The organism is Kitasatospora paranensis (assembly GCF_039544005.1).
Lineage (GTDB): Bacteria > Actinomycetota > Actinomycetes > Streptomycetales > Streptomycetaceae > Kitasatospora > Kitasatospora paranensis.
Genome location: NZ_BAABKV010000001.1, coordinates 7,323,083 through 7,344,982 on the forward strand (window position 1 = coordinate 7,323,083; position 21,900 = coordinate 7,344,982).

Here is a 21,900-nt window from a genome sequence, read left to right on the forward strand (position 1 = left end):
CTGCCGGAACCGTCCGGACGGCCGCGGCCCGGCGGACGGCTGAAGGGCCCCGGACATGCGGAAGCGGCCGGCCCGGTCGGGGGCCGGCCGCAGTCTGCGGCCGCGTCGGCGGGTCAGCGGCCGGGCCGGGTCGACCACGGGGCCGGCAGCTTGTCGGCGGCCTCTGCCAGGTGCGCGGTGATCACCAGGGTGCCCTCCTCGACCTGGTAGTCGAGCGGCGCGGACAGCTTCCGCATGGTCGCGATCAGCCCGGAGTTCGAGGACTGGGTGACGGCGTACACGCGCTCCACACCGGCCTCCAGCGCCAGCGCGGCCATCCGCCGCAGCAGGTCCACGCCGAGGCCGTGCCGTTGCCGGGCGTCCTCGACCAGCAGCGCGACCTCGGCACTGTCGTCGTCCCACATCAGGTGGGCGAGGGCGACGATCCGCCCGTCGCCGTCCTCCACCGCGAGGGTCTGCCCGTGCCGGGGGTCGAGCAGGTGGTCCAGGTAGCGGTCGGCGTCCCGGACGGGGCCGTGGTAGCGCTTGCGCAGGGTGTCGGGGAGCAGCGCCGGTGCATCTCCAGCGCGGCGGCCTTGTCGCCGGGCTCGGCCCGGCGGACGGTCAGGTCGGCGCCGGCCGGCTGGGCGAGCCGGGCCTCGACCTTGGGCACCCGCGGGCCGAGCAGGCTGTCGAGCTCGACCAGGGCCTGGCCGCGGGCGAACTCGGTCGGGGTGAACGGCAGGTTGGGCCGGGTCAGCTCGATGAGGTCGCCGCCGGGCACGGGCAGCCGCATCACGTGTCCGTCCACGCCGGCCGGCGCGGTGCGGCCGCGGCCCGGGTACTGCCGGACGGTGCACCGGCCGAACAGCTGCCGCAGCGCGACGGGCAGCTCGGCGGCGTCGAGCGCCGTCCGGGTGGCGAGCGCCAGCACGTGCGTGGGGGCGTCCACCAGGTCGTGCGCGTCGGCGCGCTCCGTCCAGATGTCGTGCCCGCCGGCGGCGGCCACCGCGGCGGTCAGCTCGGCGCGGTCCAGGCTCTGCGGGGCGCGGACGAAGAACTCGTCCACGGCACCGGTCGGCAGCGGGTGGGACTGCATCGAGACGATGTTCACCCGGTGCGCGGCCAGCGCCGTGCACACCCGGGCCAGGCTGCCCGGGGCGTCCTCGACGGTGGTGCGGATCCGCCAGAGGGTACCGGCCTCGAACGCGTCCAGCGGGCCGGTCACCGCGGCGTCCCCGGGCGGGGCATGGGTGTCCGGGGCCGGCGGTCCGTGCGGCCGTCGGTGCGCCCACCAGCCGTGCAGGACGGCCGTGGCGAGCATGGCCACCGCGGACACCCCGAGCACCGCCGGGCCGTCGTGGCCGTGCACCACGATGTTGGCGACCAGGTCGGCGGTGGCGACGGCGAGGAAGACCGCCGCGAGTTCGACGGTCTCTCTGCGCCAGCGGTGGGTCCGGGCGGCGCGCCGCTGGGCGCGCGAGGGGAGGGGACAGCGGCGGTGGTCGTCGAATCATCCATGCGGATATCGTGTCGCGCCGGTGTTTCACGATCACGAATCCCCCGTGACCTGTCGGTTAATGTCTCCGCATGTCGCCCGGACGTCCGTCCGTCAGGCCGGCCGGAATCAGTCGGTGTCCGGACGATCCCTCAGCTCGGCGCCGGCGGCCCGGACTTCGTCCAGGAGCAGGCGGATGTCGGCCTCGGTGGTGGTCGCGTTCAGCAGACAGGCGCGGAGCATCTCCCGGCCGCCCAGTACGGCGCCGGTGACGAACACCCGGCCGCGCAGCTGCACGGCGGCCGGCAGGTCCCGGTTGAGCCGGTCGACGGCCGCCTCGTCGAGGCCGGCCGGCCGGTAGCGGAACGCGACGATCGAGGTCTCGACCGGTGCGAGCAGCTCCAGGTCGTCGCAGGCCCCGACCAGGTCGCCGAGCTGCCGGGCGAGGGCGGTGGTGTGCGCGATGTCGGCGGCCACACCGGCCCGGCCGCGGTGCGCGATGGACGCCCACACCTTGAGCGAACGGAACGGCCGGGTCTGCTCGGTGCCGTACTCGGAGAACCAGCCGAGCGAGCCGGCCGCGTCGTCGCGCAGATAGGAGGGGACGAGGCTGAAGGTGCCGCGCAGTTCGGCGGTGTCGCGGACGAGGGCGCAGCCGCAGTCCACCGGGACGCCGAGCCACTTGTGCGGGTCGAGGGCGATCGAGTCGGCGCGGTCCATGCCCGCGTAGCGGTGCGCGATGGCGGGGTCGAGCACGCCGAAGGCGCCGTACGCGCCGTCCACGTGCAGCCACAGGCCCTCGCGTCCGGCGAGGTCGGCGATCGGTTCGAAGGCGTCCACCGCGCCGGTGCCGACGGTGCCCGCGGAGGCGACGACCAGGAACGGCAGGCGGCCGGCCGCGCGGTCCTCGGCGACGGCGGCGGCCAGGGCCGCGGTGTCGAGCCGGCCGTCCTCGCCGGTGGCGACCGTCCGGAGCCGGTTGCTGCCGAGGCCGAGCAGCTCCCAGGCCTTGCGGACGCAGGAGTGCGTCTCGCCGGTGACGTAGCCGGTGAGCGGCGGGAGCGCGGCCAGGCCCTCGGCGCGGACGTCGACGCCGGCCAGGCGGGCGGCCCGGTTCCGGGCGGCGGCCAGGCAGACGATGGTGGCCATCGAGGTGCCGGAGGTGAGCAGGCCGCCGCCGGCCGGGTGCGGGAAGCCGACGAGTTCGGCGATCCAGCGGACCACGGCCCGCTCCAGGTGGACGTCGGCGTGGTCGCCGCCGGCCGAGCTCGGGTTCATCGCGGCGGCGGCCAGGGTGGCGAGCACCCCGGCGGGCTGCGGCGCGGAGTTGACCCAGCCGAAGAACCGGGGGTTGCCGTTGCCCATCGGGGCGGTCATCACCCGGTCGCCGACGGTCTTCAGCAGCGCGTCCAGCGGCACGCCGGTCTCCGGGAGCGGCAGGTCGAGCAGGGCCCGCCGGTCGGCCTCGGCCATCGGCTGCCAGACCGGGCGCTCCGGCAGCGCGTCGAGGTAGTCGGCGACCAGGTCGGCGGTGGCGCGGGCGGCGGTGCGGAAGTCTTCGTCGGGCATGGCGGTGCGCTCCAGGGGCGGGCGTGCGGGAACCAAGGCGCGGCTCCCTCGGCGCACCGTGTGCGGCCTTGATCGTACGCCCCCGGTCCGGGCGGCCGGCGGGACCGGGGGCCGTCCGCCGCGGGGGCGGGCCCGGGTGGGGCGCCGGGTCAGTCGAGGCTGGCCGACAGGCCGCCGGCCGCGCGGCAGTACCCGGCGATCTCCTTGTCGGTGATCTGGGTGCAGAGCCGGGCGGCGGCCCCCGCGTCGGTGTAGTTGACCGTCCAGTAGCTGACCAGGCCCTCGGCGCAGGCCTTGCGCTGCCAGCCGTCCTCGGCGGTGGCGCACTGCCGGGCGGCCCAGTCCGGGCGGTCCAGGTTGTACTTCATGATCCGCGAGCCGGCGCCCCGGCTGCAGTCCGGACCGCCGCCGGTGCTCTCGGCCTTCTCGCACCACTTCAGGGCGCCGGCGAAGGCCTCCGGGTGGTTCGCCCAGTCGTGCGAGCTGAGGTAGTAGGTCGGTGCGTAGAAGTAGCACGCGGACTGGAAGAGCGGGGGCTGCTCGGGGCAGGGGTAGAGCGGTTCGGCGGCGAGCCGGTCGGCGGGCAGGTTGGCCTTGGCCTTCTCGTCCTCCTCGTCGGGCGCGAACAGCTGCATGAACACGCCCTCGGAGCAGGTGATCTTCCGCGCGGTGGTGGGGAACTTGTCGCACAGGTCGCGGGCGGCCGGGATGTCCTGCTTGGTGACGAACATGATCCCGTGGCCGATGCCGTGGATGCACGGCCCGGTGTTCTGCGGGGCGCACAGCGTGAGGATGTCCGCCTGCGGGTCCTTGGACGCCGCGAGCATCTCCTCCACGGCGCCGTGCAGGTAGCCCGCCGCACAGGTCTCGTGCGGGAAGGAGATGACCTTCTGGAAGTCCTGGTGGTAGCGCTGGACGGCGGCGTGGCCCAGCTCGTGGGCGATCGGGTGGCAGAACCGCACCGTGTACGGCTTGGCCTTGGTGATCGCGTCTAAGTCGGCCAGCGCGACGCCCGGGTCGGTGGCCGTCATCTCGGCCATCAGCTTGTTGCGCAGGGTCGAGCGCGTCCAGACCGCCGGGTCGCCGGTGGGGAGGGGAGGGTGCCGGTGCCGCCGGGCCGCTCTGCGCGGGGGACGCCGGGGCGGCGGTCGCGGCGACCTCCGCGGCGGGCGGGGTCCACTGGGTCACCGCGACCGCGCCGAGGCCGAGGGCCCCGAGCAGGGCGGCGGTGATGATCGCGAAGATCCGCGGATGCATGGCTGAAGTCCCCCGTGGTCGATGACGGACAGGCGGCAGACCCATCCTGACGGTGACGGCCCCGAAATCCCGCTCCGTCCGCCGCCGTGGGCCGGGTGTCGGCACCACGGGCGGGAGAGAACCCCCGTCCGGCGCAACGGCCTCCCCGCCGTCACCCCGCTCGCCGACACCGTCTCACACTGGCGGGCCGCCCTTGTGAGCGGCCACCGAAGGGCCCTTCGTATCCCCCAGGGCGCGCCGAGTGGGCCGAATGTCAGAAGATCTGCCCGAAATCGGGCAGAAATCTTGGGTATCCGGCCGATCCGCGCCTAGGCTCCCGAGTCGTGCCCGGCTCATCCCACCCTCACGAGGACCTCCTCGTCCACCTCACCCGCACCAGCCCGCTCGGCCCCGGCGAGGCCGCACGGGTGGTCGCGGAGGTGCTGGCGTACTTCTCCGAGACGACCGAGGAGTACGTCCGCCGCCGTCACGGTGAGCTCCAGGCACGCGGACTGACCAACGAACGGATCTTCGCCCGCCTCGGCAGCGAACTCGCGGCCCGCCGCGTCGCCGCGCCCGAGCTGTCCACCCGACAGCTGCGCCGGATCGTCTACGGCGGCTGAACACCGTTCGACCTGAGCACCCAAGGAGCTGTCACCATGTGCGGAATCGTGGCCTACATCGGCCCCAAGGACGCCACCGCCTTCCTGCTGGAAGGCCTCCAGCGGCTGGAGTACCGAGGCTACGACTCGGCCGGCGTCGCCGTCACCGGCAAGTCCGGCGGCCTGAAGGTCTGCAAGGCCAAGGGCCGGGTCGCCGACCTCGCCGCGGCCGTGCCGGCCCGTTTCAAGGGCACCACCGGCATCGGCCACACCCGCTGGGCCACGCACGGCGTGCCCAGCGACGCCAACGCCCACCCGCACGTCGACAACGCCGAGAACATCGCCGTCGTCCACAACGGCATCATCGAGAACGCGGACGAGCTGCGCGCCCGCCTCACCGCGGACGGCGCCGTGTTCGGCTCGGAGACCGACACCGAGGTGCTCGCCCACCTGATCGCCGCGCACGCCGCCGACGGCGGCGAGCTGGAGGACGCCGTCCGCGCCGCCCTGAAGCACGTCGTCGGCACGTACGGCATCGCCGTCGTCGACGCCCGCCAGAGCGACCGGATCGTGGTCGCCCGCAACGGCAGCCCGATCGTGCTCGGCCTCGGCGAGAAGGAGATGTTCGCCGCCTCCGACGTCTCCGCCCTCGTCCGCTACACCCGGCAGGTCGTCCACCTGGAGGACGGCGAGCTCGCCGTCGTCCGCGCCGACGGCTTCCGCACCTTCACCGAGGACGCCCGCACCGTCACCCGCCAGCCGTCCACCGTCGACTGGGAGGTCGGCGCGTACGACACCGGCGGCTACGAGCACTACCTGCTCAAGGAGATCCACGAGCAGCCCGCCGCGGTCGAGCGCACCCTCTCCGGCCGGCTCGACGAGCGCTTCGCCACCGCCCACCTCGGCGGCCTCAACCTCGACGCCCGCGAGCTCCGCGAGATCCGCCGGGTCAAGATCCTCGGCTGCGGCTCCGCCTACTACGCCGGCGAGATGGGCGCCCAGCTGATCGAGGAGCTCGCCCGCATCCCCGCCCACAGCGAGCCCGCCTCCGAGTTCCGCTACCGCAACCCGGTCATCGAGGCCGACACCCTGTACGTCGCGGTCAGCCAGTCCGGCGAGACCTACGACACCCTCGCCGCCGTCCAGGAGATCAAGCGCAAGGGCGGCCGCGTCCTCGGCGTCGTGAACACCGTCGGCAGCGCCATCGCCCGCGAGTGCGACGGCGGCATCTACCTGCACGCCGGCCCGGAGATCTCGGTGGCCTCCACCAAGGCGTTCACCTCCACCGTGATCGCCTTCGCCCTGCTCGCCCTGCACTTCGGCCGCATCCACGACCTGTCGCCCGCCGACGGCCGCCGCATCGTCGGCGCCCTCAAGGCCCTGCCCGGTCACATCCGGCAGATCCTCGACCAGCAGGACGAGATCGCCAAGCTGGCCGCCGAGTACGCCGACAACGCCGGGATGATGTTCATCGGCCGGGTCCGCGGCTACCCGGTCGCCCGCGAGGGCGCCCAGAAGCTCAAGGAGATCAGCTACGTCCACGCCGAGGCGTACCCGGCCAGCGAGCTCAAGCACGGCCCGCTCGCGCTGATCAGCCCGGAGCTGCCGACCGTCGCCCTCGTCCCGGACGACGAACTGCTCGACAAGAACCTCACCACCCTCGGCGAGATCAAGGCCCGCTCCGGCCGGGTCCTCGCCGTCGCCCACCGGGCACCCGAGGCCAAGCTCGTCGACCACTGCATCCTGGTGCCCAAGAGCGAGCCGGAGCTCGACCCGCTGCTGCTCAACATCCCGCTCCAGCTGCTCGCCTACTACGCCGCCGTCGCCCTGGGCCGGGACGTGGACAAGCCGCGCAACCTCGCCAAGAGCGTCACCGTCGAGTAGCCGACCGGTCGATCAGCGGCCCCACCGGCCGTCGTCCACCACCCGCACGCGGGCGACGGCCGGATCGGCGGCACCCCGGACATGACCGGTCGGGGCCGCCGCCACGCCCTGCAGGAACGCGACCACCTCCGCGGTGACCTCCTCGCCCGGCAGCACGTTCGGGATCCCCGGCGGGTACGCCGCCAGGGTGTCCGCCGACACCCGGCCCACCGCCTGCGCCGCCGGGACGAGCACGCTCGGCGCCAGGAACGCCTCCCGCGCCGTCAGCCGCACCGGGCCCGGCGCGGGCAGCCGCAGCCCGGCCCCGGCCGGCCCGGCGGCCTCCCCGGCCGGCAGCGCGTGCAGCGCCGCCGCGAACCGGGCCGGATCGGGCGCCGCCCCGGCGCCGACCACCGCCACCACCGCGGCGTCCGTCGCCACCTCCACCAGCACCCCGTGGTCCCGCATCAGCCGCCGTCGCGCCTCGTGCCCCGAGATCCCGCCGGCCCGCACGTCCACCGCGACCCGCAGCGGATCGACCGCCACCACGTCCGCGAACCGCCCGAACCCGTCGCTCGCCACCGCGAACCGGCCGCCCGCGCGCACCGCCGCCCGCATCTCCCGCGCCGCCCGCAGCGACCCCGAGATCCGCTCGGCGCCCGTCGCCAGCGCGCGCCGCGCCTCGTCCAGCGAGGCCAGCAGCAGCGCGCTCGCGCTCGTCGACTGGGTCAGGTGGAACACCCGCTCCACCAAGGGCTCCAGCCGGTCCGCGAACGGACCCTCGCCCAGGTGCAGCATCGCCGCCTGGGTCAGCGCCCCGCCCAGCTTGTGGGTGCTCGACACCACGAGGTCCGCGCCCTGCGCGACCGCCGCCGCGGGCAGCGCCGGATGGAAGCCGAAGTGCGACCCCCAGGCCTCGTCCACGATCAGCGGCACCCCCGCGGCGTGCGCCACCCGGGCCAGCGCCGGGACGTCCGCCACCGCGCCGAAGTAGCTCGGCGTCACCACGTACGCCGCCGCCGCGTCCGGGTGCGCGGCCAGCGCCGCCGCGAGGTCCGGTGCCGACACACCGTGCGCGATGCCCAGCCCGGCGTCCAGCGACGGCTGCACGAAGGCCGCCCGCAGACCCGACAGCACCAGCCCGTCCACCACGCTGGAGTGCACGCTGCGCTGCACCACCAGCGTCCGGCCCAGCGACTGCGCGACCAGCGCGGCGATCCGGTTGCCCTGCGAGGCGCCGTTGGTCAGGAACCACGTCCGGCGGGCCCCCCACGCCCCGGCCGCCAGTCGCAGCGCCTGCTCCATCGGACTGTCCGGCCCGAGGTCGACGCCCTCCAGCAGCGGGGGCACGTCCAGCCGCAGCACCTCCTCACCGACCAGGTCCGCCAGACCGGGGAACCGGCCGGGATCGGCCGCATGGCCGGGCACGTTCAGCCGCAGCCGGTCGGCGGCCGCACTGCGCCGCACCGCCTCCGCGTACGGGGCGCGGCGCTGTGCCGCATCGGGGCGGGCGGGAGAGGGGGAAGGGATCCTGGTCACGGTGCTCACCCCTCGACGGTCGCACCGGCCGGGCCATCGAGGAATAGGGTGGTTTTCTGGACATCTCCAGAAAGCGTCGATACCCGTGCTCGAACTCCGCCACCTCCAGGTCCTGCGGGCCGTCGCCCAGGAGGGCTCGCTCGCCGCGGCCGGCCGCGCCCTCGGCCACAGCCAGCCCACCGTCAGCCACCACCTGGCCACCCTGGAGGCGCACTTCCGCACACCGCTGGTGCACCGCGGCGCCCGCGGCGCCGTCCTCACCGACGCCGGGGCCGCCCTCCTGCCGCACGCCGAGGCCGTGCTCGGCCGGATCACCGTCGCCGAGCAGGAGATCCGCGAACTCGTCCGCCGCGGCTCGGCGACCCTGCGGGTCGGCACCTTCCCCTCCGCCGGCGCGCTGCTGCTGCCGCCGGCCGTCCGGACCCTGCACCGCACGGGCGTCCGGATCCACCTCACCGAGGGCGAACTGCCCGCGCTGCTCGACGGCCTGCGCAGCCGCCGGCTGCACGTCGCCCTCGTCTACTCCCGGCCGGACGGCACCCTCGACCTCGGCGAGGACATGGTCGTCCACCCGCTGCTGGACGACCCGCTGCAGCTCGTCCTGCCCGCCGACCACCCGCAGGCCGCCGCCGAGCGGGTGCCGATCGCCGGGCTCCGCGAGGACGGCTGGATCCTCGGCGCCACCGAGGACGACCCCGTCGACCGAGTGCTCGCCCGGGCCTGCGCCGCCCACGGCTTCGCCCCCGTGCCCGTCCTGCGCACCGACGACTACGGCGTCCTGCAGGGTTTCGTCGCGGCCGGCGTCGGCGTCGCCCTGGTGCCCCGCCTCGGTCTCGGCCCGCCCCGGCCCGACCTGGCCGTCCGCCCCGTCGACGGGCCGCCGCTCGTCCGCCGGGTCGGCGTCGCCGCCCTGCGCACCGGCGACCGGCCGGCCGCCCGGCGCTGCGCGCCGCGCTGGACGAGGAGGCCGCCCGGCTGCGCGCCCGCTGGGCCGAAGGCCCGCCCGGCGACCGGTCGCATGATGGCCCGTCAGCTGCCCCCGGGTAGGGTGCGACCATGGCACTGGAATGGGAGCAGGTCGTCGTCGACGCCGCGGACCCGCAGACGCTCGCCCACTGGTGGGCCGAGGCCCTGGGCTGGACGGTCGTGGGCGCGGAGCCGGAGGAGTACGAGATCCGCCCCGCCCCGGACCGGCTGCCCGGCCTGCTCTTCCTCCGGGTGCCCGAGGCCAAGGGCGGCAAGAACCGGCTGCACCTGGACTTCCGCCCCGACGACCAGCGGGCCGAGGTGGAACGCCTGCTGGCCCTCGGCGCCCGGCACGCCGACATCGGCCAGGGCGAGCAGCGCTGGGTCGTCCTCGCCGACCCGGAGGGCAACGAGTTCTGCGTCCTCGGCGACCGGCTCGCCACCTGACGAGCGCACCTCCATCGATCCATCACCCCAGGGAGAGCAGCGATGCGATTCGGGATCATCGGCACGGGCACCGTGGGCCGCACCCTCGCGACCCGGCTGGTCGGGCTGGGCCACGAGGTCACCCTCGGCTCACGCACCAAGGACAACCCGTCGGCGGTCTCCTGGGCGGACCAGGCCGGGCCGCACGGGCACGCCGGCACCTTCGAGGAGGCCGCCGCCTTCGGCGAGGCGGTGGTCAACGCCACGGCCGGGACGGTCTCCCTCCAGGCCCTCCGCCAGGCCGGGGCCGAGCGCCTCGCCGGCAAGGTCCTGATCGACGTCTCCAACCCGCTGGTGTTCTCCGCCACCGGGGAGGTCAGCCTCGCCCCGGTCAACACCGACAGCGTCGGTGAGCAGCTCCAGCGCGAGTTCCCGGACACCCGTGTGGTCAAGGCGCTGAACACCCTCGCCGCCCCGCTGATGGTCGACCCCGGCCGGGTGCCGGGCGAGCACCAGGTGTTCGTGGCGGGGGAGGACCCGGAGGCCAAGGCCCTCGTCCGGGGCGTCCTGGAGCAGTTCGGCTGGCCGGACGCAGCCGTGATCGACCTCGGCGGGATCGACGCCGCCCGCGGTACCGAGATGCTGATGCCGTTCTGGCTCAAGCTGATGGGCCACTTCGGCCACACCGACTTCAACTACTCGATCAGGAGCGCCGGCTGACATGTCCGAGCAGGCACCACCCCCTTCGAGCCGGTCGACGAGGACTGGCGGACGGCCCTCGCCGTCGTGGCCCACCCCGACGACATGGAGTACGGCGCGGCCGCCGCGGTGGCCCGCTGGACCTCCCAGGGCAAGCGGATCGTCTACGTGATGGCCACCAGCGGCGAGGCCGGCATCGACTCGATGGACCCGGACGAGTGCCGCACCGTCCGGGAGGCCGAACAGATCGCCTCGGCCGCCCTGGTCGGCGTCGACACGGTGGAGTTCCTCGGCCACCCGGACGGCGTGGTCGAGTACGGGCTGCCGCTGCGCCGCGACATCGCGCGCGCGGTGCGCCGGCACCGGCCGGAGATCGTGCTGACCACCAACTTCCGGGACACCTACGGCGGTACGTTCCCGAACCAGGCCGACCACATCGCTGTCGGCCGGGCCACCCTGGACGGCGTCCGGGACGCCGGCAACCGCTGGGTGTTCCGTGAGCTGCTGGCCGAGGGCCACGAGCCGTGGAACGGCGTGCGGCAGGTGTGGGCGGCGGGCTCCCCGGAGGCGCGGCACGCGGTGGACACCACCGACCACTTCGACGCCGGGGTGGCCTCGCTGGAGGCCCACCGGGCGTACCTGGACGGGCTCGGCGGCGACATGGCCGACGCCCGGGGCTTCCTGGACTCCTTCGGCCGGATGACCGGCAGCCGGCTGGGCGTGCGCTACGCGTCCTCGTTCGAGGTCGTGCCGCTGCGCTGATCGGGTGGCTGCGGTCCCGGGTCCGCCCCGGCCGGGTCCGCAGCCGGTCCCTCGCCGTCGGCCGGCCCTTCGCCGTCGGCCGGCCCTTCGCCGTCGGCCGGCGTGCCGCCGTCGCCGGTCGCTCCCGCTCCGGCGCCGGGCCCGCCCTCCGGCGGGCGCTTCCCGCGCCGCCGGTGCAGCACCGCGCGGACGACCAGGGCCACCACGACCACGCCCAGGGCGGCCAGCAGGTAGACCTGGTAGCGCAGCGCGCGTTCGTAGAGCGGGCCGATGTCGGAGCCGGTGAGGTACCCGGCGGTGGCCCAGGCGCCGACCCAGAGCAGCGCGCCGAGGACGTTGGCCGGCTGGAAGCGCCGCCAGGCCATCTCGCTGGTGCCGGCGATGATGCCGTTCGTCTGGCGCAGCCCGTCGATGAAGCGGGCGACGGTGACGACCTTGGGGCCGTTGCGGTCGAAGAAGCCCTCCGCCCGGGCCATCCGGGCGGGGGTGAGCGCCACGTACCGGCCCCAGCGGTGGACGAATGCGTGGCCGCCGGTGCGGCCGATCAGGTACCCGAGCGTGTTGCCGACCACCGCCGCCACCACGCCGATCACCACCACGGCGGCGATCGACATCCGGCCGGTGCCCGCGTAGACGGCGGCGAGCACCAGGATGGTCTGGCCCGGCACGGGGATGCCGCAGTTGTCGAGCAGCACCAGCAGCCCCACCGCTGCATAACCGTAGTTGTCCAGCAGTGGGGCCAGATGGGCCAGCGGGCCCGGTAGCGGGGGCGCTGCCAACCGCTTAGCGGTGTTCCTGCTGGTGTTCGACGACGCAGTCGGGGCCCGGGTAGACCAGGCCGTCGTGGCCGTCCTCGAAGCGGACCAGGTACGGGGTTCGCCGTCGGCGCCGCGGACCTCGATGATCTCGCCGATGCGGTCCACCATGCCGACCGACTTGCTGTGGATGTGGAGCTGGTCGCCTACCGTGGCTTGCATGCTCATGCTCCTCGGGGGTGGGGCGTGCTGCGGGCGGAACGAGCGGGACGGCAGCCCCGCAGGTGGCCGCCCCCGTTCTCCACTGTGCGGCGCCCGGCGGAGGGCCGCAATGGGGGCAGCTGGGGCCCGGTGCGGCCGGAGGATCGGGTGATTGCTTCCTTACCGCTTCATGCTTGCGAACTTGCAATCTTCCGTCGCGATTTTGCGCACGGGTATGGACTTCATGCGACCGGTGCTCGTAGTCTCGCCCACGTCCGGCGGAAACCCGCGCGTCATTCTGGCGAAGCGTCAGCGCAACGCCGCCGCCGGGCGATTGCCCCCACCCGGAGCACCCCCAACCCGGCAAGGAAGTGCAGCCGCAGATGCAAGCACCCCCACCAGGCGCGGAGCCCGTACCGTCGCCGCCCTCACCGCGACCGCCCTCGGCACGGTCGGCCTGCTGACGGCCGTCCTGGCCAACGCCGGCGCGGCGCACGCGGCAGGAGTCCCCGCCCTGTCGCCCCTGGGCGTCGCAGGCCGCGGCGCGACCGTCCCGTTCGTCGAGCAGGAGGCCGAGTACGCGGCCACGAACGGCACGGTCATCGGCCCGGACCGCAAGTACGGCAACCTGCCCTCCGAGGCCTCCGGTCGGCAGGCGGTCACGCTCAGTGCGACCGGCCAGTACGTCGAGTTCACCCTGACCCAGCCCGCGAACTCGATCGACTTCCGCTACAGCCTCCCGGACACCGCGGACGGCAAGGGTCGCGACGCCTCGATGGACCTGCTGGTCAACGGCAGCACCCTGAAGAGCATCCCGGTCACCTCGAAGTACAGCTGGTACTACGGTGGTTACCCGTTCAACAACAACCCGGGCGACACCAACCCGCACCACTTCTACGACGAGACCCGGACGCTGCTCGGCCAGACCTACCCGATCGGCACCAAGATCCGGCTCCAGGTGAGCTCGACCGCGCAGTCGCCGACCTTCACGGTCGACCTCGCGGACTTCGAGAACGTCGCCGCACCGATCGCCAAGCCGGCCGGCGCGCTCGACGTGGTCTCCGACTTCGGTGCCGACCCGACCGGCGCCACCGACTCCACCGCCAAGTTCCAGGCGGCCGTGAACGCCGGTGCCGCGCAGGGCAAGGCCGTCTACATCCCGCAGGGCAACTTCACCCTGTACAGCCACGTGGTCGTCGACAACGTCACCCTCACCGGCGCCGGCCCCTGGTACTCGGTGCTCGGCGGGCGCGACCCGAACAACCGCGCCAACGCGGCCGGCATCTACGGCAAGTACGTCAACAGCGGCGGCCCGAGCCAGAACGTCACCCTCAAGGACTTCGCCATCATCGGCGACATCCGCGAGCGCGTCGACGAGGACCAGGTCAACGGCATCGGCGGCGCCATGTCGAACTCCACCGTCGACGACGTCTGGCTGCAGCACGTCAAGGTCGGCGCGTGGATGGACGGTCCGATGGACAAGTTCACCATCAAGAACAGCCGCATCCTGGACACCACCGCGGACGGCGTGAACTTCCACACCGGCGTCACCAACTCCACGGTCACCAACACCCTCGTCCGCAACACCGGCGACGACGGCCTGGCCTCCTGGCCCGAGAACAAGCCGAACGTGAACGACAGCTTCACCCACAACACGGTGGTGCTGCCGATCCTGGCGAACAACATCGTCACCTACGGTGGCAAGGACTTCACCATCTCGGACAACGTGATGGCGGACACCATCTCCAACGGCGGCGGCCTGCACATCGCCAACCGCTACCCGGGCGTCAACTCCGGCAGCGGCACCGCCGTCGCCGGCACCATCACCGCGGCCCGCAACACCCTGATCCGCACCGGCAACTCCGACTTCAACTGGCAGTTCGGCGTCGGCGCCCTCTGGTTCGACGGCCAGAGCGAGCCGATCTCCGGCGCGACGATCAACGTCACCGACACCGACATCCTGGACAGCTCCTACGAGGCGATCCAGACCATCGAGGGCTCGGTCAGCGGCATCAACCTGACCAACGTGAACATCAACGGCGCCGGCACCTACGCCATCCAGGCCCAGGCCAACGCCCAGATGAAGTTCACCAACGTCAAGGCCACCAACATCGGCCAGGCGGCCACCCCGATCCACAACTGCATCGGCGCCGGGCTGCAGATCACCGACGGCGGCGGCAACTCCGGCTGGAACACCGGCTCCACCTGCACCGGCACCTGGCCCGCCCCGATCTGGACGTACAACGGCGTGCCGAGCAACCCGGGCACCTCCAGCCCCTCGCCGAGCCCGTCCGGCACCTCCTCCTCGCCGTCCCCGTCGCCGAGCCTGTCCTCCTCGCCGACCACGCCGACCTGCCCCACCGGCACCGGCAACATCGCCCAGGGCCGGCCCGCCACGTCCTCCAGCAGCAACCAGACCTACACCGCGGGCAACCTCGTCGACGGTGACGCCAACTCGTACTGGGAGAGCGCCAACAACGCCTTCCCGCAGTGGGCCCAGGTCGACCTGGGCTGCGCGGTGGGCCTGTCGAAGCTCACCCTGAAGCTGCCCCCGGCGACCGCCTGGAACTCCCGCACCGAGACCCTCTCGGTGCAGGGCTCGACGGACGGCTCGTCCTTCTCCACCCTGGTCGGCTCGGCGGGTTACACCTTCGACCCGGCGACCGGCAACACCGTCACCATCACCCTGCCCGCCACCGCCACCCGGTACCTGCGGATCAACGTGACCGGCAACACCGCCTGGCCGGCGGCGCAGTTCTCCGAGCTCCAGGCCTTCCTGGGCACCGGCCAGACCGCCTCGCCGTCGCCGAGCCCGTCCGGCTCCACCACCCCGCCCGCCTGCAACCCGGGCACCGGCAACATCGCCCAGGGCAAGACCGCCACCGCCGCCGGCTCCACCCAGAACTACGGCGCCGGCAACGTGGTGGACGGTGACGCCAACTCCTACTGGGAGAGCGCCAACAGCGCCTTCCCGCAGTGGGTGCAGGTCGACCTCGGCTGCGCGCTCGGCCTCTCCAAGGTCACGCTGAAGCTGCCGCCGTCCGGCTCCTGGGCCACCCGCACCGAGACCCTCTCGGTGCAGGGCTCGACCGACGGCTCGTCCTTCTCCACCCTGGTCGGCTCGGCGGGTTACACCTTCGACCCGGCGACCGGCAACACCGTCACCATCACCCTGCCGGCCACGCCCACCCGCTTCGTGCGGCTGAACGTGACCGGGAACACCGGCTGGCCCGCGGGTCAGCTCTCCGAGTTCCAGGTCTTCGGCTCCTGACCCGAGGGCCCGGAAACGGATGCCCACCCACCCCCGGCGGGGTGTGGGTGGGCATCCGCCTTTCCCGGCGGGGGAGTTCAGCGGACGGCAGGCGCCCGGCGGCGGCCGCTCAGTCGGCCGGCGCCGCGAGGTAGCCGCGCAGCAGCCACTTGCACTCGCCGATCAGCGCCGGGTCGCCGTCGGGGTCGACCCGGAAGGCCAGCTTGAGGACGGCGTCCGCGCACTCCAGGGCGACCCGCAGCGCGAGCGGGAAGCCCGGCCCGGTGAACAGGTCGCCGCCCAGTGCGCCGATCCGGACGGCCACCGCCGCGTTGTTGTCGAGGTCGGCGTCGAGCAGGTGCTCGTCGTCGGCGAGGTCGCCGGGGTCCGTCCCGACCAGCCCGAAGTCCAGGTGGCCGAAACCGGCGACGGTGCGCTTCATCGCGACGAACTCGTCGACGGCCACGTCGACGAAGCCCGCCACGCCGTCGGGGGTGCCGTCCGCGGTGCGGGCGGCCAGGCGGTGCAGGAAGCGCTCCAGGTTCCGCTCGGCCAGCGCACCGAGCAGGCTGTCCTTGCCGGAGAAGAACTGGTAGAGCGTGCCGATCGGGACCTGCGCCCGGGCGGCGACCTCCTTGGTGGTCAGCGCGGTGGGCCCGGCCTCGTCGAGCAGGCCCGCGCAGGCGTCCAGCAGACGCTCGTAGCGCCGGAGACTGCGCTCCTGCACGGGACGGCGCCGCGGGGCCCCGGCGTGCGGCGGATCAACGGGAGCGGTCTGCGCCTTCATGGACTCACTGTGCCGCATCCGGTGTTGGCGGCGCGAATCATCGGGACGCGTTCCCCGGGGCGGCGCCGGGCCGCGCCCGCTCAGCGGGCCGGGGCCGCAGCGCCGCCCCGGGGAGGGCATCCGCCGGGTCGGCCGACCGCGATCACCGGGAGCCGGCGATCAGATCGGCCATGGCGAGCAGTCCGACCGCGGCGATCACCGCCCGGAGGGCTGCCGGCGGCAGCAGCCGGCCGTACCGGGAACCGAGCAGGCCCCCGACCGTCGACCCGGCCGCGATGATCAGTGCGACCTGCCAGTCGACGGTGGTGACGCAGACGAAGACGATCGCCGCGACCAGGTTCACCGTGAGCGCCAGGGCGTTCTTCACGGCGTTCAGCCGCTGGAGGTGCTCGGTCGTCAGCGCACCGAGCAGCCCGATGAGGACGACGCCCTGGGCGGCTCCGAAGTAGCCGCCGTAGATGCCGGTCGCGAACACGCCGACCCAGAGCCATGCCCCGCCGCGCCGGCCCTCGGCGGCCGGCCGGCGGGCGAGGATCGGCTGCACGAGCACCAGCACGCAGGCCGTGCCGATCAGGACCGGCACGATCGTGCGGAACCAGGCGGACGGCAGGCAGAGCAGAAGGAGACTGCCGATCAGCGCGCCGAGGCCGGCGGCCACCGCGAGCCGCCGGACCCGCGGGCCCTGCCCGGTGAGCTCCCGCCGGTACCCGTACACCGCGCCGCCCATGCCCGGGACGAGCCCGACATTGTTGGACACGGTGGCCAGGATCGGCGGGTAGCCCATCGCGACCAGTGCGGGGAACGTGATCAGCGAACCCGAGCCGACCACCGCGTTGACGGTGCCCGCTCCCGTCGCAGCGATCGTCAGCAGTCCGAGATCCCACCCGTGCACGGCTACTCCGAACCCCTCATGTACTCCGAACCCCTCATGGCCGCTCCAGGTCCGGTTCCGCGCCCAGGCGGCTGCGGCTGAACAGCAGGGCGGGCTCTTCCGACAGCAGGCCGAAGGACTGCACGGCGCCGACGACGATGGTGTGGTCGCCGGCCGGATGGGTGGACTCGACCACGCAGTCGAAGTAGGCGATCCCGTCCACCAGGACGGGCGAACCGGTGGCCCCGCCGGGTGCGTGGGCGACGGTGGAGAATGCGGCGCTGCCCCGGGCCCGGGACGGGTCCGCGAACGCCCGTGCCGTCTGCTCCTGGCGGGAGCTCAGCACGGTCACCGCGAACCCGCCGCCGGACAGCACCCGACCGGTCGTCCGGGAGCCCGTCCGCAGCACAGCCAGGACCAGCAGCGGGTCGAGCGACACGGTGGTGAACGCGTTCACCGTCATGCCGTGCAGTTCCCCGTCCCGCCGGCAGGTCAGCACGGTCACCCCGGTGGGGAACCGGCCGGCCGAGCGCCGGAACTCACCGGGCGGGTGCTCCGGCAGCCGTACGAGGTCCGTGCTCCCGGTGCGGGTCATCGGCTGTCTTCCGCGGTGGCCGCCCGCAGCGCGCCGAGGAGTTCGAAGCCCGCCGTGACCTTCTCCCGGGCCACCCCGAAGTCGATGAGGCAGGCGATTTCGTCGACATCGGCCTTCCGCACCCGCTCGACGACGTCGACGGCCTTCTCGACGGTGCCGAGCAGACCGCCCTCGTCGAAGTACCGCTCGAAGGAGCGCTCGACCATGGCGTTGAAGTGCCGGGGGCTGAGCGCCTCGGGGTCGACCCGGCGGCCCTTGGTGCTGGAGCTCATGGTGAGCCCGGCGAAGCTGCGGAGGTAGGCGCACAACGGCGCCCGCACCGTCTCCTTGGCGACGGCCTCGTCCTCGTGCAGGTACGCGTGGAGCATGAGGACGACGTGCCCGCGGTCCCCGTCCGAACCGGGCCGGGCCGCGTACTCCTCGCGGTAGAGCGCGACCTTGTCGGACAGCTCCGCCAGATCCTGACCGACGAGGTGGGTCAGCAACCCGGCCCCCGCGCGGCCCGCCGCCCGGAACGTCTCGGGGCCGCCCGAACTCGTGATCCAGACCGGGAGTTCCGCCTGGACCGGACGCGGATAGGACCGCACGAGCTGCGATTCGCCCGCGCCGTCGACCACGGGTATCGCGCCGCCGCGCCACAGCTCGCGCACCTCCTCGACGGTCGTCTCCAGCTTCGCCTTGCGGTCCGCGAAGTTCTCCGGGCGCAGCGCGAAGTCCTGGGGGTGCCATCCGGAGGCGAAGGACACGCCGACCCGGCCGCCGGAGAGGTTGTCGACGACCGCCCACTCCTCGGCGATGCGCACCGGGTGGTGCAGCGGCGCCACCACGCTCCCGGCGCGGATGCCGACGCGCTCGGTGACGGCCGCGACGGCCGCCCCCAGCACGGACGGGTTCGGGTAGATGCCGCCGAACTCGTGGAAATGCCGTTCCGGCGTCCACACCGCGGTGAAGCCGTGGGCGTCGGCGAACTTCGCCCCGTCGAGCAGCAGGCCGTACCGGTCCGTCGAACCGGTGTCCGCTTCTTGCTCGTTGGCGAAGTAGAACAGGCTGAAGTCCATCGTCTTGCCGTCCTCCGTCAGATGTCGAGGGTCACGTCGTAGGCGGACAGCCAGCGGTTGAGCCAGAGCGCCATCTCCAGGCCGCCGCGGCTGTACGGGAGGCTCGTCGCGCTCAGCGACCGGTCCAGCACCTTGTCGACCCTGGCCCGGTCCAGGAGCGGGTGCACCGGTGCGTTCGGGTCGGCGAGCACCTCGGCCATCTCGGCCCGCAGTGCGGCCTCGTACCCCGGGTCCTGGGTCGCCGGGTACGGCGTCTTCTTCCGCTCCAGGATGGACGCCGGCAGCAGGTCCCGGGCCGCCGCGCGCAGCAGGCTCTTCTCCTGGCCGTCGAACGTCTTCATCGCCCACGGCGTGTTGAACACGTACTCGACCAGGCGGTGGTCGCAGAACGGCACGCGGACCTCCAGGCCGACCGCCATGCTCATGCGGTCCTTGCGGTCGAGGAGCGTCTGCACGAACCGCGTCAGGTTGAGGTACGACACTTTGCGCATCCGCCGGTCGACGTCGCTCTCCCCGGCCAGCACGGGCACCTCGGCGACGGCCTCGGCGTAACGGTCGGCCCGGTACCCGGCTATGTCGAGCTTCTCCCGCAGGCCGCCGTCGAGCAGCGACGTGCCGCCGAAGTAACGGGCCGATCCAGAGGTGAGCCACGGGAAGGTGCTCGCGTCGATCGCCTCCGGCCGGTGGAACCAGAGGTAGCCGCCGAACAGTTCGTCGGCCGACTCGCCCGAGAGCGCCACCGTCGAGTGCCGGCGGACGGCCCGGAACAGGAGGTAGAGCGAGGGCCACATGTCGCCCCAGAACGCCGGCGGCACATCGGTCGCCCGCAGCACCGCCGCCCGGACCTCCGGCTCCGACAGCTCGTGGCTGTCCAGCAGGATCTCCCGGTGGTTGGTGCCGACGTGCGCGGACAGGTCCCGCACGAAGGGCGCGTCGGGAGCGCCGCGCACCGCATCGGGCTCGAAGCTGTCGGTCGAGCCCTTGAAGTCCACCGAGAACGAGTTCACCCGGCCGCGGCCCTCGCGCTCCAGGACCTGGGCGGCGATCGCCGTGATCGTCGAGGAGTCGAGGCCGCCGGACAGCAGCGAGCACACCGGCACGTCCGAGATCAACTGCCGGCCGACGATGTCGTCGAGCAGGTCCCGGACGTTCCCGATGGTCTGCTCTTGGGTGTCGGTGTGCGGGGCCGCTTCGAGCCTCCAGTAGCGGGCCTTCCTGATGCCCGACGCGTCGACCCGGATGATCTCGCCCGGTACGACCTCGTGCATGCCGCTGAACACGGCGGCCCCGGGCGTCTTCACCATGTCCAGGGCCTCGCACAGGCCCGTCCGGTCGACCGTCCGGCGCGCCTGCGGGTTCGCCAGGATCGCCTTGGGCTCCGAACCGAACAGGACCCCGCCCGGCGTGGGGTAGTAGAACAGCGGCTTCACGCCCATCCGGTCCCGGACGAGGATCAGCTCCTGGCGGACGGCGTCCCAGATGCCGATGGCGAACATGCCGTTGAGCCGGCTCGCGAAGTCCGTCCCCCACTGGAGGTAGGCCCGCAGGACGACCTCGGTGTCGCTGTTCGTCCGGAACGCGTGGCCGTGCGCGATCAGCTCCGCGCGGAGCTCACGGTAGTTGTAGACCTCGCCGCAGAAGGTGAGGGCCGCGAGCGGGCGGTCGCCGTCGTGATCGGCGACCATCGGCTGCTTGCCGCCTTCGAGGTCGATGATCGACAGCCGCCGGTGCCCCAGCGCGACCGGGCCGGAGATCCACATTCCCTCCTCGTCCGGGCCGCGGCATTCCATCGTCCGGGTCATCTGCCGTACGAGCTCGTGTTCGCGGTCGAGCCCGCGGTCACGGTCGAACCAACCGGTGATTCCGCACACGTCGTGTGTTCTCCGTTCTTCGGGTCGTCGCTAGGCGAGGCGGGCGTCGACGACGGCGAGGAGCTCGCGCGGCGTCTTGGCGTCCGAGGTGATGGACTCGGGGAGCTCGATCCCGTACTGGCGCTCCAGCTTCGAGATCGCGTTGAGCAGCGTCAGCGAGTCGTACCCGAGCGCGTCGAAGGCGAGGTCGAGCACGTCGGGCGTCGGCTCGACCGGGTCCTCGAAGTCGTTGCACTCGTTGAGCAGCTCGATCAGTGCTTCGAGCGTGAGCTTCTCCATCGGGAGGCCTTTCGTTCGGTGGTTGGTTCAGCCGGGGTGGCCGGGGCGGAGCACCGCGTCGACGGACTCGACGAGGTCCCGCAGGAAATCCGGGTCGAAGGGCCCGTAGGTGCGGCGGCCGTCGGCCGAGCGGGGCGACATGAGGTGTCCGAGCCGCGGATGGATCGTCAGCTGCGACTGCAGGCCGTGCGCGAGCGCCGCGTGGTGCAGGAGGTGGGCCTGCCGGGGCGGCGTCGTCCAGTCCTCGGCGCCCACGTGGACGGTCATCCGGCCGGTGATCCGGGCCAGTCGGCGGTACGGGGCGGGCTGCGCGAACCAGTCGCGCCAGAACGAGGCGGGCGCCGACTCGTCGCCGTGCGCCAGCGCGTCCCGCTCCCAGGTGTCGTACTCGACGGCGAGCTCGGCGCGCAGCACTTCGAGATCGGTCTTCGAGCCGAACCGGTCGACCAGGTCGAACTCCTCCCACCAGCCGCTGCGCCCGGTCTCGTCGGCCGCCGCCGCGGCGAGGTCGACGGTGCCGTCCGCGCCGACGAATCCGCCCGCGACCAGCCATTCCAGCCGGCGGTCCAGCCCCATCCAGCGCTGGAACACCGGGCGCGCCTCGGCGCTCGGGGCGACGACCGCCAGGTGGCTGTCGCCCCCGAGGCGCTCGGCGGCGGCCACCGCCACCTCGGCGCCCATCGAGACGCCCAGCAGCAGCACACGGCTGCCGTCCACGTCGGGGTGGGCCCGTACCTGCTCGACCATCCGGACGGCGTCGTCGACGAGGCCGGTGAAGGTGAACCGCGGTGAGCCCGCGCCGTCGCGGCGGTCCTCGGTCAGGAAGCGGGTGTCGAACGCGGCGGCCGCGATTCCGGCCCGGACGAGGGCGGCACCCAGATCGCCGAACAGGCGGACGGGGCCGTTCCCGGACGCCTCGGCGGGCAGGAAGGCGTCCCGGTCCCAGACGCCGAACGGGTGCAGCAGTACGACCGCCGGGACGGTCCGGCCGGGCCGGATCTCGGTCGGCAGCCGCAGGACGCCGGTGCGGTCGTCGTCCAACGACAGCTCGTCGAAGCGGCCGAGGGCAGTGTTGTCGGTCATGTCCGCCCCCG

At 73.3% G+C, this 21,900-nt stretch carries 17 protein-coding genes and 3 pseudogenes; 7 read left to right on the forward strand and 13 right to left on the reverse strand.

What is annotated here, in order from left to right:
* Positions 1 to 113: 113 nt before the first annotated feature.
* The 3 genes and pseudogenes from ABEB13_RS34810 to ABEB13_RS34820 form a co-directional block, all read right to left on the reverse strand.
* Positions 114 to 1,369: pseudogene (locus ABEB13_RS34810) on the reverse strand (GNAT family N-acetyltransferase).
* A 237-nt stretch (positions 1,370 to 1,606) separates the two neighbouring features.
* Positions 1,607 to 3,046, reverse strand: coding sequence for a pyridoxal phosphate-dependent decarboxylase family protein (locus ABEB13_RS34815; protein WP_345708668.1), 1,440 nt, complete (start codon positions 3,044 to 3,046; stop codon positions 1,607 to 1,609).
* Between the two features lie 149 nt (positions 3,047 to 3,195).
* Positions 3,196 to 4,086, reverse strand: a complete 891-nt coding sequence (locus tag ABEB13_RS34820) for a hypothetical protein (RefSeq protein ID WP_345708669.1) — start codon at positions 4,084 to 4,086, stop codon at positions 3,196 to 3,198.
* A gap of 540 nt (positions 4,087 to 4,626) precedes the next feature.
* Between ABEB13_RS34820 and ABEB13_RS34825 the strand changes: the two genes are divergently transcribed.
* Both ABEB13_RS34825 and glmS read left to right on the forward strand, forming a co-directional pair.
* Positions 4,627 to 4,905, forward strand: a complete 279-nt coding sequence (locus tag ABEB13_RS34825) for a hypothetical protein (protein WP_345708670.1) — start codon at positions 4,627 to 4,629, stop codon at positions 4,903 to 4,905.
* Between the two features lie 36 nt (positions 4,906 to 4,941).
* Positions 4,942 to 6,768, forward strand: coding sequence for a glutamine--fructose-6-phosphate transaminase (isomerizing) (glmS, locus tag ABEB13_RS34830; protein ID WP_345708671.1), 1,827 nt, complete (start codon positions 4,942 to 4,944; stop codon positions 6,766 to 6,768).
* Positions 6,769 to 6,780: 12 nt separating this feature from the next.
* On the opposite strand, the gene ABEB13_RS34835 is transcribed toward glmS, so the two are convergent.
* A complete protein-coding gene (locus ABEB13_RS34835; protein ID WP_345708672.1) occupies positions 6,781 to 8,295 on the reverse strand; it encodes an aminotransferase class I/II-fold pyridoxal phosphate-dependent enzyme in 1,515 nt (504 codons plus the stop codon).
* Between the two features lie 76 nt (positions 8,296 to 8,371).
* Between ABEB13_RS34835 and ABEB13_RS34840 the strand changes: the two are divergent.
* The 4 genes and pseudogenes from ABEB13_RS34840 to ABEB13_RS34855 form a co-directional block, all read left to right on the forward strand.
* Positions 8,372 to 9,169 (forward strand): annotated as a pseudogene (locus tag ABEB13_RS34840) (LysR family transcriptional regulator); the annotation flags it as partial.
* A 173-nt stretch (positions 9,170 to 9,342) separates the two neighbouring features.
* Complete coding sequence (locus ABEB13_RS34845; protein ID WP_345708673.1) at positions 9,343 to 9,699, forward strand: VOC family protein; 357 nt, start codon at positions 9,343 to 9,345, stop codon at positions 9,697 to 9,699.
* 42 nt (positions 9,700 to 9,741) lie between these two features.
* Positions 9,742 to 10,398, forward strand: coding sequence for an NADPH-dependent F420 reductase (locus tag ABEB13_RS34850; protein WP_345708674.1), 657 nt, complete (start codon positions 9,742 to 9,744; stop codon positions 10,396 to 10,398).
* A 66-nt stretch (positions 10,399 to 10,464) separates the two neighbouring features.
* On the forward strand, positions 10,465 to 11,139 hold the full coding sequence (locus ABEB13_RS34855; RefSeq protein ID WP_425559928.1) for a PIG-L deacetylase family protein: 675 nt from the start codon (positions 10,465 to 10,467) through the stop codon (positions 11,137 to 11,139).
* On the opposite strand, the gene ABEB13_RS34860 is transcribed toward ABEB13_RS34855, so the two are convergent.
* Positions 11,103 to 11,846, reverse strand: coding sequence for a DedA family protein (locus ABEB13_RS34860; protein WP_425559976.1), 744 nt, complete (start codon positions 11,844 to 11,846; stop codon positions 11,103 to 11,105). The genes ABEB13_RS34855 and ABEB13_RS34860 overlap by 37 nt on opposite strands.
* A gap of 76 nt (positions 11,847 to 11,922) precedes the next feature.
* Positions 11,923 to 12,122: pseudogene (locus tag ABEB13_RS40880) on the reverse strand (DUF1918 domain-containing protein).
* A 430-nt stretch (positions 12,123 to 12,552) separates the two neighbouring features.
* Here ABEB13_RS40880 and ABEB13_RS34865 point away from each other — a divergent pair.
* The gene (locus ABEB13_RS34865; protein ID WP_425559977.1) at positions 12,553 to 15,366 is read left to right on the forward strand and encodes a discoidin domain-containing protein; all 2,814 of its coding nucleotides are present in this window, start codon (positions 12,553 to 12,555) and stop codon (positions 15,364 to 15,366) included.
* 109 nt (positions 15,367 to 15,475) lie between these two features.
* Here the strand turns inward: ABEB13_RS34865 and ABEB13_RS34875 are convergent, their stop codons facing one another.
* The 7 genes from ABEB13_RS34875 to ABEB13_RS34905 all read right to left on the reverse strand — a co-directional run bounded on the left by ABEB13_RS34875 (position 15,476) and on the right by ABEB13_RS34905 (position 21,889).
* Positions 15,476 to 16,132 (reverse strand): TetR/AcrR family transcriptional regulator, encoded by a 657-nt coding sequence (locus ABEB13_RS34875; RefSeq protein WP_345708676.1) that lies wholly within the window; start codon positions 16,130 to 16,132, stop codon positions 15,476 to 15,478.
* 142 nt (positions 16,133 to 16,274) lie between these two features.
* A complete protein-coding gene (locus ABEB13_RS34880; RefSeq protein WP_345708677.1) occupies positions 16,275 to 17,024 on the reverse strand; it encodes a sulfite exporter TauE/SafE family protein in 750 nt (249 codons plus the stop codon).
* Between the two features lie 34 nt (positions 17,025 to 17,058).
* The gene (locus ABEB13_RS34885) at positions 17,059 to 17,598 is read right to left on the reverse strand and encodes a flavin reductase family protein (RefSeq protein ID WP_345708678.1); all 540 of its coding nucleotides are present in this window, start codon (positions 17,596 to 17,598) and stop codon (positions 17,059 to 17,061) included.
* Positions 17,595 to 18,656, reverse strand: coding sequence for a MupA/Atu3671 family FMN-dependent luciferase-like monooxygenase (locus ABEB13_RS34890; protein ID WP_345708679.1), 1,062 nt, complete (start codon positions 18,654 to 18,656; stop codon positions 17,595 to 17,597). Before ABEB13_RS34890 ends, ABEB13_RS34885 begins: the two co-directional genes overlap by 4 nt.
* A gap of 17 nt (positions 18,657 to 18,673) precedes the next feature.
* Positions 18,674 to 20,527 (reverse strand): asparagine synthase (glutamine-hydrolyzing), encoded by a 1,854-nt coding sequence (asnB, locus tag ABEB13_RS34895; RefSeq protein ID WP_345708680.1) that lies wholly within the window; start codon positions 20,525 to 20,527, stop codon positions 18,674 to 18,676.
* Positions 20,528 to 20,557: 30 nt separating this feature from the next.
* Positions 20,558 to 20,806 (reverse strand): acyl carrier protein, encoded by a 249-nt coding sequence (locus ABEB13_RS34900; RefSeq protein ID WP_345708681.1) that lies wholly within the window; start codon positions 20,804 to 20,806, stop codon positions 20,558 to 20,560.
* A 27-nt stretch (positions 20,807 to 20,833) separates the two neighbouring features.
* On the reverse strand, positions 20,834 to 21,889 hold the full coding sequence (locus ABEB13_RS34905) for an alpha/beta hydrolase family protein (RefSeq protein ID WP_345708682.1): 1,056 nt from the start codon (positions 21,887 to 21,889) through the stop codon (positions 20,834 to 20,836).
* Positions 21,890 to 21,900 lie beyond the last annotated feature (11 nt).